Origin of the sequence: Hamadaea tsunoensis DSM 44101, assembly GCF_000428945.1 — a bacterium.
Taxonomy (GTDB): domain Bacteria; phylum Actinomycetota; class Actinomycetes; order Mycobacteriales; family Micromonosporaceae; genus Hamadaea; species Hamadaea tsunoensis.
Genome location: NZ_AUAX01000024.1, coordinates 131,157 through 143,184 on the forward strand (window position 1 = coordinate 131,157; position 12,028 = coordinate 143,184).

The 12,028-nt window shown below is 73.1% G+C and carries 9 protein-coding genes; all 9 read right to left on the reverse strand.

The window, feature by feature from the left end; genetic code table 11:
- Window positions 1-3: 3 nt before the first annotated feature.
- The gene (locus G401_RS0129785; RefSeq protein WP_034593538.1) at window positions 4-1,743 is read right to left on the reverse strand and encodes a class I adenylate-forming enzyme family protein; all 1,740 of its coding nucleotides are present in this window, start codon (window positions 1,741-1,743) and stop codon (window positions 4-6) included.
- A gap of 1 nt (window position 1,744) precedes the next feature.
- Entirely contained in the window at window positions 1,745-3,106 is a 1,362-nt protein-coding gene (locus G401_RS0129790; protein WP_027345361.1) for a flavin monoamine oxidase family protein, read from the reverse strand.
- A complete protein-coding gene (locus tag G401_RS0129795; RefSeq protein ID WP_051367338.1) occupies window positions 3,103-3,357 on the reverse strand; it encodes an acyl carrier protein in 255 nt (84 codons plus the stop codon). Before G401_RS0129795 ends, G401_RS0129790 begins: the two co-directional genes overlap by 4 nt.
- Window positions 3,354-4,868, reverse strand: a complete 1,515-nt coding sequence (locus G401_RS0129800) for an AMP-binding protein (protein ID WP_051367339.1) — start codon at window positions 4,866-4,868, stop codon at window positions 3,354-3,356. The genes G401_RS0129795 and G401_RS0129800 overlap by 4 nt, the downstream gene beginning before the upstream one ends.
- A 105-nt stretch (window positions 4,869-4,973) precedes the next feature.
- A complete protein-coding gene (locus tag G401_RS49360) occupies window positions 4,974-6,962 on the reverse strand; it encodes an AfsR/SARP family transcriptional regulator (RefSeq protein ID WP_051367340.1) in 1,989 nt (662 codons plus the stop codon).
- Between the two features lie 372 nt (window positions 6,963-7,334).
- Window positions 7,335-7,907 carry a hypothetical protein gene (locus G401_RS53515; protein ID WP_157546540.1) on the reverse strand — a complete coding sequence of 191 codons (573 nt, stop codon included), beginning with the start codon at window positions 7,905-7,907 and terminating at the stop codon, window positions 7,335-7,337.
- 66 nt (window positions 7,908-7,973) lie between these two features.
- Window positions 7,974-10,898, reverse strand: a complete 2,925-nt coding sequence (locus G401_RS0129815; RefSeq protein ID WP_027345364.1) for a glycoside hydrolase family 2 TIM barrel-domain containing protein — start codon at window positions 10,896-10,898, stop codon at window positions 7,974-7,976.
- A 42-nt stretch (window positions 10,899-10,940) separates the two neighbouring features.
- Entirely contained in the window at window positions 10,941-11,636 is a 696-nt protein-coding gene (locus G401_RS0129820; RefSeq protein WP_034593580.1) for an alpha/beta fold hydrolase, read from the reverse strand.
- A gap of 61 nt (window positions 11,637-11,697) precedes the next feature.
- A partial coding sequence (locus tag G401_RS0129825; RefSeq protein WP_027345366.1) for an IS30 family transposase occupies window positions 11,698-12,028 on the reverse strand: 331 nt, incomplete at its 5' end.

Consider the following 12,028-nt stretch of genomic DNA (forward strand, 5'->3'; position numbering starts at 1 on the left):
CGGTCACTGGACGAGGAGGGTGGCGAATCTGGTGCGGAGTTCCCGCTTGAGGACCTTGCCGGTCGGCCCGAGCGGGAAGTCTTCGGGCGCGCGGGCGACGCTGACGTGCGCGAGCGTGGCGAGGCCGGCGGCGGACAGTTCCTTGTTCGCCTTCTCCAGCACCGCTTCCGGCGCGACGTCGACAGGCTGCCCGGTGACCGGGTCCGCCTGGAGCTGGACGACGGCGATCGGCCGCTGGCCGCCCTCGGGCGCCGCCACGCCGACCACCGAGCAGTCCCGGACGAGGTCGGCGCAGTCCGCCAGCAGGACCTCCTCCAGGGCCAGGCTGTAGACCGGGCCGTCGAGGCTGTCGATCACGTCGACCGTCCGGTCGAGGTGGTAGTAGTTGCCCGCCGCGTCCCGGCTGGCCACGTCGCCCGTCAGCCAGAACCCGTTCAGCTCGAAGCTGCTGGTCAGCCGCGGGTTCTTCCAGTACCCCGGCGTACGCGACGGGGTGATGACGCCGAGCAGCCCGACGGTTCCGTCCGGCACCTCCTCGCCCGCCTCGTCGAGGACGGCCGCCCGGATGACGGCGTCCTGGGGCTTGCCGACGCAGCGGTCGTTGCGGGGCGTCTCGGGCGTCCAGAGGCCGCCGAAGAGCGCCATGCCCATCTCCGAGGAGCCCAGGCCGTCGACGAACTGGGAACCGGGCAGCGCCCGGGCCGGCTCGCCGCCGTCGTCGGGCGGCAGCAGCCAGGCGGCGATCAGACCGGCCGGCCGCTCGCCGAGGCTGGTCAGGCGGCGGATGTGCCCGTGGTGGGCGGAGTCGCCGGTGTTGAACCAGGAGTGGACCTTCGCCGCCCCCTTCACCGGGAGGTCGCCGGTCGCCAGTTCCACGAACGTACGCGGGAACGACGCCAGCATCGTCGGCTGGAACGCCTCCATGACGGGCTCCACCGTGCGGCGGCGCCAGTCGGACATCACCACGGTCGGCAGGCCGAGCAGGACGGCGGTGAGGAAGTAGCTCAGCCCGCCCGCGTGCGTGTGCGGCATGAGCGACATGAGCCGGTCGTAGGGCTCGGCCGGGAACCGGACCATCCGGGCCTGCTTGCCGTCCCAGAAGCTCTTGTGGGACAGCGTGGTGCCCTTGGGCGTGCCGGTGGTGCCGGACGAATGGATGATCGCGACGACGTCGTCGTCCTTGTGCGCGTACGGATACGGGTCGGGCAGCTCGACCGCGGCCGCGTCGAACGCCTGGATCTCGGCCGCCAGCGCCAGGAACCGGGGGCGCCGGCGCGGATCGGCCCGGTACGCCGCGGCCAGCCGCGTGGTGTCGTCGGCCACGACGCCGACCACTCCCACGTAGTCGAGGAACCGGAGCATGACGTCGGGCCGCATCGCGTCGTTGATCATCGCCGGGATGGCCCCGAGCGCCGTCAGCGCCAGGTAGTGCAGCAGCGGTTCGAGGCCCTCGGCGACCACGATCCCGACCGGCTCCCCCGCGCGTACGCCGTTGGCCCGGTACCACTTGGCGTGCCGGTCCCGGAGGGCGACGAGGTCCTCCAGGCTGTGGCCGCGCAGCTCCACCCGTCCGAAGTGGTCGGTGGAGTGGCTGTAGACGCACGGGACCGCGCTGTTCGGGTTGTACCGCACGGCGTAGTCGAGGAAATTGCCGGCGCCGAGGCCGGGCTCGGTCATGAACTTCCGCCGGACGTCCAGCGGGGCGATCGATCCCCCGGTGTTCAGCGACTCACTGGTCAGCATGTCACGCTCCTTCAGCAGCTATCTCGGCGGCCGCGCGGTGACCCGAGCGGATCGCCCCTTCCATGAGCCCGAAGAACTCCGTGCTCGTCTCGGTGCCGGCCCAGTGGACGCGGCCGTGCCGCCCGGTCAGGTGCGGACCGAGGCGTAGCCAGTCGCCGGGGCCGAACAGGGCCGCGTAGCAGCCCCGGCTGTAGCGCTCGCCCAGCCAGTCGGTGACGTGGAAGCCGGCCGGTTCCGGCAACTCCGGGAACAGCCGGGCGGCCTGCGCCAGCGCCTCCGCGCGCTGCTGCCCCGGGGTCAGGGCGGCGTACCGGTGGGCGGCCGCGCCGGTCACGAACCCGGTCAGGATCCCGGCCCGGCCGTCCGGCGGCGAATCGTCCACAGTCGACAGCAGCGGGCCGTCCGCGCTCACCGACCAGCCCGACAGGCCGTGCTCGCGCCAGAGCGGCGCGGGATAGACCAGGTGCACCTTGACGGCGCAGCCGGGCGCGGTCGCCGGGGTCGAGCGCGGTACCGGCAGCCCCGGGCGGAACTCGATCGCGTCGGCCAGCACCGGCGGCACGGCCAGCACGACCCGGTCCGCGGCGAGGACCCCGGCCGCGGAATGCACGCGTACGCCGGCTGTGCCCTGTTCGACGCCATCCTGTTCGACGCCATCCTGTTCGACGGCGAAGACCGGGGCGTCGAGGCGGACGTCGAGGCCGGCGGCCAGCCGCTCGCAGATCCGGTGCGCGCCGCCGTCGACCCGGTCGGCCTGCGCGCCGCCCTCGAACGCGTTCAGGTAGCGGACGCCGCCGCCGGAGCTCAGGTAGAACGCCATGTGCAGGACCGAGACCGCGGCCGGGTCGGCGGCCATCATCTCGCCCAGGAACAGCGGGAAGAACAGCTGCGCGTCCGGGTGCTCCAGGTACTTCGCCGCCCATTCGGCCGCCGTCATCGCGTCCCATGTGGACGCTCCTGGCGTACGCCAGGGCTCGTCCACGCGTACGGCGGAAGTGAGGTCGTGCAGCTGGGCGAACAGGTCGCCGAGCGCGACGGCGGACAGCGGGGGGAAGCGGGCCTCGCGGGTCTGCGGAGTGTCACTCCGGGCGGCGGGGCCGAGCGCGAACCGCGAGGCGCCCAGCATGGTCGTGGGGGTGGTGGCCAGGCCGAGGCGCGTGAGCAGCGCGTGCAGCTCGGTGTGCCGGTCGCCGAGGTACGCGGCGCCCGCGTCGGCCCACGCGCCCGGCGCGACCTCGCGGCCGTGGGTGCGCCCGCCGACCCGGCCGCGCGCCTCCAGCACGGTCACCTCGGCGCCGGCCGCCACCAGATCGCTCGCGGCCGTCAGGCCCGCGAGCCCGGCGCCGACCACGACGACCCTCATCGGTCCCCACCCGCGATCAGCCGCGCCAGGGCCCGCGGCGTCGGCGCGAGCAGGAAGTCGTCGAAGGTCAGTTCCACCGAGTACGCGCGCGCGACCGCGCTGAGCACCCGCGTCGCGAGCAGGGAGTCCCCGCCCGCCGCGAAGAAGTCCGCGTCCGGGGCGAGATCCGGCGACTCCAGGACGCGCCGGAAGATCTCGGTCACCTCCGTGATCTCCCCGGTCCCGTCGGCGGTGATGTCGGCTGTCGTCATGCGAGGGTCTCCTTGATCCGGCGGCGGTCGACCTTGCCGCTTGGGGTATAGGCGAGCTCGGCGACGAGCGAGATGCGGCTCGGCACCAGGTGGGCGGGCACCCGTCCCTTGAGGTACTGGACGAGGTCGGCGGCGAGGGTCTCCGTACCGGCGGCGGCCTCGGTCCCGGCGGCGGTCCCGGTCCCGGCGGCGGTCTCGGTTCGGGCGGAACGGCGGGGCACCACGAAGGCGGCCAGGATCGTGTGGTCGCCGCGGGCGAGCCCGGCGACGGCGACCGCGCCGACCGCGGGATGGGCGGCGAGATGCGCCTCCACCTCGCCGGGGTCGACCCGGACGCCCCGGATCTTCAGGACGTCGTCGGCGCGCCCCTCGTGCACGAGCACCCCGTCGTCCCGCCGGCGTACGCGGTCCCCGGTCCGGAAGAACCGCTGCCCGTCGTGCCGGGTGAAGCGCTCGGCCAGGTCCGGAGCTGCGTAACCGTCGGCGATCGCGGGGCCGCCGATCCACAGCTCGCCCGTCTCGTCGTCGATGCGCTGCACGACGTGCGGCAGCGGGCGGCCGATGGGTACGCGGGTCGCCGCCGACCAGTCGACGGCCTCGGTCGCGAGCGGCCCGCACAGGTCCACGGCGTGCGTGATGAGCGTGGTCTCGGTGCAGCCGTAGGTGTTGACCAGGCGGATGCGGCCGGTGTCCAGAGTGGACCAGTCGGCCAGCCGCGCGGGTCGCGCCGCCTCCCCGCCGATGATCACCGTACGCAGCGTCGCCGGCAGCCGGCGGTCCTCCTCGACGAGGAAGTTCACGAGCTCGTGCCAGTACGCCGTCGGCAGGTCGGCGATGGTGATCCGTTCGCGCTCCAGCATCCGGACGAACTTCGGGAACGAGCCCGCGTACGCGTCGTCGTCGAAGACCAGGGCCGCGCCGGCGGTGAGGGCGGGCAGGATCTCCTCGAAGCAGGTGTCCCAGTTGAGCGAGGCGAACTGCAGCACCCGGTCGTCCGGGGTGATCCCGAACAGGTCGCGCAGCGCCCCGACCGTGGTGGCGATCGCCGCCGGGCTGGTGAGCACCGGCTTCGGCACCCCGGTCGACCCCGACGTGAACAGGATGTACGCGAGCGCGCCGCCCTGCCTGGGTATCGCGGGCTCGCCCGCTTGCCGGAGTACCGCGGGCTCGCCCGCTTGCCGGAGTACCGCGGGCTCCACCGCCGCCAGCATCGCCGCCCGGCGCTCGGCCGGGTACGCCGGATCGATCGGCACGTACGTGCCGCCGGCCAGCCAGGTGCCGAGGAGGCGTACCACGGTCTCGGGGTCGTGCACGGCGTCGACCGGTACGCGGCCGGGCCGGGGACCGAGGCGGCGCGCGGCTCGCCTCACCCGGTCCGCCAGCGCACCGTACCCGATCTCGTGTCCGTTGTGGACGATGGCGGTACGCTCCGGCCGAGCGCGCGCGATCGCCGTGAACTGCTCCGGCAGGGGCCGCTGGGGGCCGGTCGCCGGCGGTGCCTCGTCGGGCATGCTCGCCTCGCTGTTCCGCGCCTGTGATCCGCCTGGGTTGGCCGGGTCGGGCCGGGCCCGGGCCCCGTGTCAGGCGAGTCTCACAACGAGGACTGCGAAGCCGCTTCAGATCTGGTACGAATCCGCCATGGTGCGGCTCGGCCGCGGTTCGTCCCCGGTCGCCACCCGTGGGCGTACCCACGCGTCGACGGCGTCGCGTTCGCGCAACTCGGCGGCGCAGTGCCGGGCGAACCGGCGGACGAAGTCGTGCACGCGGTAGCGGTCGGGGCCGGTCTCCAGCAGCAGATGCTCGTCCACCAGCTCGTCGAACAGCACGCGCAGCCGCCGGGCGGCCAGGTCGACGCCGGAGCCGGTGTCCTCCGCGCGCAGGCGTACGGACGGGGAGTCCAGCAGCCCGATGCGGCCGAACAGGTGCCGGGCGGCCGGACTCAGCGCACGGTACGCGCTCAGCAGCGGCGCCTGCGCGCTGCGCGGGTCGTCCTCCAGGGCGAGGTCGGGCTGCTCCTCCAGCTCGTCGGCGAACGCGGCCAGGGACTGCCAGGGCCGGGCCGCCAGCTTGGTGCCGGCCATCCGGATCGCCAGCGGCCAGCCGCCGCACCACTGCAGCAGCCGCGCGGCGGCCGGATCGCGCAGCCGGTCGGCGCCGACGACCCGGGCGAGCAGGTCGCGGGTCGCCTGCGGGCCCAGCGGTTCCAGGTGGACGGTCTGCACGGCGTGGTGCGCCGCGAGCGCGGCCAGCCCCCGCCGGCTCGTCGCGACCAGCTGGCTCGCCGCGGTCGGCGGCACCAGCGGCAGCAACTGCTCGACCGAGCGCGCGTCGTCGGCCACGATCAGCATCCGGCGCCCGCTGGTCAGCGTCCGGTAGAGGGCCGCCCGCTCGTCCACCCGGGCGGGGATCGCGTCCCGGGCCACGCCGAGCGCGCCCAGCGCCGCCGCCAGCGCGTTGCCGGCCGTCAGCTCCTCGTCGCGTACGCGGGCGTGCAGGTCCACGAAGATCTGCCCCTCCGGATAGCGCTCGGCCACCGAATGCGCCCAGCGTACGACGAGGGCCGTCTTGCCGAGACCGCCCGCACCGGCGACCACGAGGACGCGGGACTCCTCGGCCGGCGCGCAGATGGCCCGGGTCAGGGCGTCGAGTTCGGCGTCGCGGCCGGTGAAGTGGCCGACGCCGGCGGGGAGCTGCGCGGGCCGGTGCTCATGATGGGCGGGCTCTTGATGGGCGGTGTCGTGATGGGCGGTGTCGTGATGGGCGGCGTCGTGATGAGCGGCGTCCTGAGGAGCGGCACCGCGGTGGGCTTCGTGACGGAGGCCGGCGTCCGGCGGGTCGCCCGCTCTGCCGTCGCGGGCCTCGCCCGGCCGGTGCGGTTCGGCGGGGCGGTCGGGCTCCCCGCGCAGGATCATCGCGTGCAGGTTGCGCAGGTCCGCCGACGGGTCGGCACCGAGTTCGTCGGCCAGCCGGTCGCGCAGCGCCTGGTACGCCCGCAGCGCGTCGGCCTGCCGGTTGCACCGGTAGAGGGCGAGCATGAGCTGGCCGGCCAGCTGTTCGCGGAGGGGGTGCGCGGCGACCGCCACGCCGATCTCGGCCACGATGTCGGCGTGCCGCCCGAGCTCCAGGTCGGCCGCGAACCGCTCCTCCAGCAAGGCGATCCGCAGCTCGTGCAGGCGTACGCGGTCGGCTTCGAGGCCCGGTGCGGTCACGCCGTCCAGCGGTTCGCCGCGCCACAGCCCGAGCGCCTTGCGCAGGTACTGGGCCGCCTGCCCGAGGGAGCCGGCCAGCCGGGCCTGCCGGGCGAGGTCCTCGCACTCGGTCAGGTCGAGAGTGATCTCCTTGGCGTCGAGCAGGTAGCCGGGATGGCGGGTGATCAGGGGGTCCCCGATCTTGCGCCGGATCGAGGAGACGAGCCCCTGTACGCGCGAGCGCGGCGAGGCCGGATGACGGTCGCCCCAGAGGCTGTCGATGATCCGCTCGGTGGAGAGGACCGTTCCCCGGGACAGGGCCAGCAGCGCGAGCAGGTTGCGCTCGAGCGGCGACAGCGTGACATTGACCCCCGCGACCCGGGCTTCGGTCGGCCCGAGCAGAGATACGTCCAACATGCATACCCCTATCACTTTCGCCGGTGCCCGGCGCGGTTTGTCGCCGCGTACGGGCGTGATAGCGGTCCGAGCACTGCCGGAGGGGGGTCGCACAAAACTGATATCCGTGTGCAGCCGGAAAGCCGGGATGCCAGTCCGATGGCGTGTACCACCGCCAGGGCGCGGCGGTGAGTGGCGTACTCGCGACCGTCTGATGTGGAATGCCGAGCACCCGGGGTTCCCGGGCGAACCCCATTCTTCGCTATAGCTATCTGAGTCGATATGATGCCTCCGGAGGAGGCCCGCTCGGCAGAAGAGATCGCAGGATCGACCCGAGAGACTGACGACGATCTTCCATATTCAAGTTCTCAGTTGTCAATGCGCCGACATGCATCAACGCGCTGACGAGCCGGTCTGACCCACGGTAGCGATCTCCCGCTCATAGCGTGACCGCAGCGCGGCCGGCCGGGCCGAGTCGGTGAAGCCCGCCGTCCGGTCCAGGTACCGCGCCGGGATGATCGCGCGTACGCGGTCCGGATAGCCCAGGCCGGCCTCGGCGATCCGCACGACCGGCGGATTCGTCAGCGACACCGCGACCGGGCCGGAGATGCGGGCGGCCTGCTCCCACGGCGTACCGGGCGGGGCGGCGGCACACAGGTAGTACGCGTACGCCCACTGGACGTCGGCCACCCGGCGCGCCCCGGCGGGATCGTGGCCGAACACCTCCGCGGTGCACACGACCTTCTCCCCGGCCGTGATGTCGTGCCCGTGATCGTGGTGCTGGGCGGGCGAGGCCTGCTCCAGCGTCAGCACGATCCGCGTACCCAGCTCGGCCAGCAGATCCGGCTCGGCGGCCGGGCGCAGCGGCAGGTAGACCAGGAAGGCCGCGACGACGGCGGCCGCCAGCAGCACCTCGGAGCGTATCCACGAGGCGTTGTAGCGCAACCATCTCCGCACGACACGCATTCGGACAGATTAATGTCCTGGCTCCCGTTAAGCGAGGCGCAGCCGGGCCCGGGTCCCGCAAGGAATTCAGGCCAGGGCGCTGAATGTCAACGCGTAGGACATGGGGGCCGCGTTCAGGTGGTAGGCGGGCAGCGTGTCCGGGCCGCAGGAGTTCGAGCCGATGCCGTGCTGGGCGAGGTCCGCGTTGACCCACACACGGTCCCCGGGCACGAGATCCGGCGTGTGCCGGGCCGCGTCCAGCTGCTCGCTCGTCCAGCGCCGGGCGGTCAGCACGAACTCCGGGTCGCCCTCGATCCGCAGGCCCAGGCCGGCGAAGTCGGTCAGCTCCGCCCAGCGTACGCCGAGCCGGGCCCCGTTCTCCTGCGGCATGACGTAGGGCGTCTGCATCTTGTCGACAGTGGACTCGAACCGGCCGACGCGGGCCGCCTGGCGGGTGTCCGCGTACGCCTCGCCGGGGCCGAGCCCGTACCACTGCACGGATTCCACCATCCCGGGCAGGCCGAAGCGCAGCCCGAGCCGGGGCAGCACGACAGGCCACTCGCCGTCCGGTTCCACGCTGAGGTCGAGGCGCAGCCGGTCCTCGTCGCCCTGCCACCGGTAGGTCGTCAGCAGGCCGAAGTCGGCGGCGGCCGCCGCGACCCGCGTACGCACGACCAGCGCGTCGCCCTCGACGCCGACGGAGATCCGGCGTTCCTTCGTGCGGTGCAGGCCGTAGTGGCGCCACTGGTCGGCCAGCCGCCGGCCCATCGTGTCGTTGTCGGTCGGCGCCCGCCAGACGTCGAGCCGGGGCGGTTCCAGGGTCACGCCGCCGAGCCCGGTCAGCCGGCCGTCGGTGAACCGGCCCGGTCCGACCCGCGCCGGGGTGGGCGCCTTGACCGTCCCCAGTGGACGCCGGGCCCACTCGGCCACGCGCCACTGACCCCACGCGATCTCGTGTTCGGCCGGCGCCCAGTCCGCCGGCTTCGCCAGCACCGCGCGTACCGTCCAGAAGGCCTCGCCGGGCGGGGCATCGCGGGGCGCGGGCGGCAGCGGGAGATCGGCGTGGGCGCCGGGCGCGAGCGGCGGGCAGTCCAGTTCGCCCGCGGCGATGACCGTGCCCTGCACCTGGTACGACCAGCGCAACCGCAGGTCCGACAGGTCGGCGAAGTCGTAGTGGTTGGCGATCCGGACGCCGGCCGGAGCGGCGGTGATCCGGACCGGCTCGACGACCTTCTTGAACTCGGCGAGGCCGGGCGAGGGCGTGCGGTCGGGCAGGACGAGGCCGTCGCAGACGAAGTTCCCGTCGTGCAGTTCCTCCCCGAAGTCACCCCCGTACGCGTAGAACGCCTTGCCGTCCGCCCGCCGGGTACGGATGCCGTGGTCGACCCACTCCCAGATGAAGCCGCCCTGGCAGCGGTCGTACTTCTCGAACAGCCGCTGGTATTCGAGCAGCCCGCCGGGGCCGTTGCCCATCGCGTGGCCGTACTCGCACAGGATGAACGGCAGCCGCCGGCGGCGGGCGTCCAGTTCGGCGTCGTCCGGCGTACCGCCGCCGGGCTGCGAGGCGTCCAGCGGCTTCTCCTCGCCGCGCCCGATGAGGTCGACCTCGTCCTGGTGGGCGTACATGCGGGAGTAGACGTCGACGTAGCGGCAGGACCAGTCGCCCTCGTAGTGCAGCGGGCGGCTCGGGTCCAGCGCGCGGATCGCCTCGGCCATGCTGCCGTGGTTCTCCCCGACACCGGCCTCGTTGCCCAGCGACCACAGGATGATCGAGGCGTGGTTGCGGTCCCGGGCGACCATGCGCTCGGCCCGGTCGACCAGCGCGTCGCGCCACGCCGGGTCGGCGCTCGGGTTGCGCCGCCAGCCGTTCTCCTCGAACCCGTGCGTCTCCAGGTCGCACTCGTCGATCACCCAGAGGCCGAGCTCGTCGCACAGGCTCAGGAAGCGCGGGTGCGGCGGATAGTGGCTCGTGCGTACGGCGTTGACGTTGTGGCGCTTCATGAGCAGCAGGTCCGTCCGCATGAGGTCGTCGCTCACCACCCGGCCGTGGTCCGGGTCGAACTCGTGCCGGTTCACCCCGCGCAGCAGGATCCGCCGCCCGTTCACCTTCAGCACGCCGTCCGCCACCGCCACCGTGCGGAAGCCGACCTTGAGCGTCACGCGCTCGGTCGGGGTCGCGACCTCGACGTGGTACAGCCGCGGCGTCTCCGCCGTCCAGGGCTGCACCGGCCGGGTCACCGCCTCCCCGGCCGCCGCGTCGATGCCCAGCTCCGCACACGTCACCCGGGCGATCCCCGCCGGTACGCCGTCGCCTGTCCGGACGCCCTGTAGGCCGAAGGCCGTCTGTACGCACAGCGTGCCGAGGCCGGTCGTGTGGTCGTAGCCGGCGCTCACGCGTACGTCGTCGACGCCGCCGGCCGGGCGGGCGAGCAGGGTCACGTCCCGGAAGATCCCCGGCAGCCACCACATGTCCTGGTCCTCGACATAGGTGCCCGCCGACCACTGGTGTACGCGTACCGCCAGCACGTTGCCGGCCGGGCGCAGCAGGTGGCCCACGGCGAACTCGACCGGCAGCCGGGAGCCGGAGGTGACGCCGAGTTCGGTGCCGTTGAGCCAGACCTTCGCGCACGACTCGATCCCGTCGAACCGGAGCACGGCGTCGCCGGCCGGCCAGTCCGCCGGAAGGTCGAAGACGAGGCGGTGATCGCCCGTGGGGTTCTCGTCGGGCACGAACGGCGGGTCGACCGGGATCGGGAACCGCACGTTGGTGTAGATCGGCCGCCCGTACGCGCCGTCGCCGTGCAGCGGCCACTGCGACGGGACCGGCAGTTCGGCCCAGGTGCCGGCCGCCCTGTCCGGGTCGAAGGCCGGGTCGGCGAAGTCGGTCGGCCCGTCGGCGTGCGGCAGGAGGCGGAAGCGCCACGTCCCGTTCAGGCTCAGCCGGGCGGCGTCGGTGTCCGCGTACGCCCGGGGCGGCAGCCCGTCCGAGACCGAGATCTGCTCGTAGTACACGGTTGTGCCCCCTGCCCCTGTGCCGGTGTGACGCGCGCAACGTTACAACGTTGTTTCCGCGATCCGGAGCAGGGATTCGGTGAGGGCGTCCGGCGCGGACACCATCGGCCAGTGCCCGGATTCCAGGGTTTCGATCCGCCAGCCGGCGACCCGCTGCACCGACCGCGCCTCGGCCGACAGCCCGCCCGATGGGCGTACGCAGGCAAGATAGACGCCGGGAGGGACGGAACCGGCCAGCCGCACCGGTTCGGTCACCGTACGCGCCGGGTGCGGGGTGGCCCGCGCCGAGAGGAATTCGGCCTGCTCGGCGGACGCGTGCCCCTCGAAGTCGATCGGCCGGGGCGCGGGCCACCAGCCGCCCGACGCGGCGACGAGGTCGTGCAGGTATTTCTGCCCGCCCTCGGACCACCCGTCGACCATCGACTGCCCGGCGACCGGCAGGTTCGCGTCGAGGTAGACCGCCCGCGCGATCCGCTCCGGTACGCGTTGCGCCACGGTGCCGGCCACGATCCCGGCGTAGCTGTGCGCCACGAGAACCGAGCGCCGGTCGGGATCGAGCGCGGCGAGCAGGTCCTCGACGTGCTCCTCGGGTCCGACGGCCGACGGGTCCGCGACGGCCCGCTCGGCGAGCCCGGCCAGCGTCACCGCCCGGACCTCGTGCCCACCGGTACGCAGCCGCTCGGCCACCGCATCCCATACCCAGGCGCCCAGCCACGCGCCCGGCACCAATACGAACATCGCCACCCCCGCACCCTAGCCCGACGATCTTGCGCGAATGCCTCGAATTCCGTCGGTGGTTTCAACCGGTGGGTGCAAGTAGGAGTTGGTTGAGGCGTTCGGTGGGGGTGTCCCAGTCGAGGGTTTGGCGTGGTCGCCGGTTGAGTTGGTCGGCGATCACGTCGAGGCCGGCTTGGTCGATGGTGCGGAAGTCGAAGCGGCCGCGGGGGAAGTAGTCGCGTAGTAGGCCGTTGGTGTTTTCGTTGGTGCCGCGTTGCCAGGGTGAGTGCGGGTCGCAGATGTAGACCCGGCAGTCGGTGGCGAGTTGGATGTGGTGGTGTTCGGCCATTTCGACGCCTTGGTCCCAGGTCACTGTTTTGGTCAGGTGTTCGGGCAGGCGGCGGAACAGGTCG

Excerpts from the sequence above, each read along its gene's own strand:
- G401_RS49360 (WP_051367340.1), bottom strand. The coding sequence starts at position 6,962 with ATGTTGGACGTATCTCTGCTCGGGCCGACCGAAGCCCGGGTCGCGGGG.
- G401_RS0129795 (WP_051367338.1), bottom strand. The coding sequence starts at position 3,357 with ATGACGACAGCCGACATCACCGCCGACGGGACCGGGGAGATCACGGAG.
- G401_RS0129790 (WP_027345361.1), bottom strand. The coding sequence starts at position 3,106 with ATGAGGGTCGTCGTGGTCGGCGCCGGGCTCGCGGGCCTGACGGCCGCG.
- G401_RS0129800 (WP_051367339.1), bottom strand. The coding sequence starts at position 4,868 with ATGCCCGACGAGGCACCGCCGGCGACCGGCCCCCAGCGGCCCCTGCCG.
- G401_RS0129785 (WP_034593538.1), bottom strand. The coding sequence starts at position 1,743 with ATGCTGACCAGTGAGTCGCTGAACACCGGGGGATCGATCGCCCCGCTG.
- G401_RS53515 (WP_157546540.1), bottom strand. The coding sequence starts at position 7,907 with ATGCGTGTCGTGCGGAGATGGTTGCGCTACAACGCCTCGTGGATACGC.
- G401_RS0129820 (WP_034593580.1), bottom strand. The coding sequence starts at position 11,636 with ATGTTCGTATTGGTGCCGGGCGCGTGGCTGGGCGCCTGGGTATGGGAT.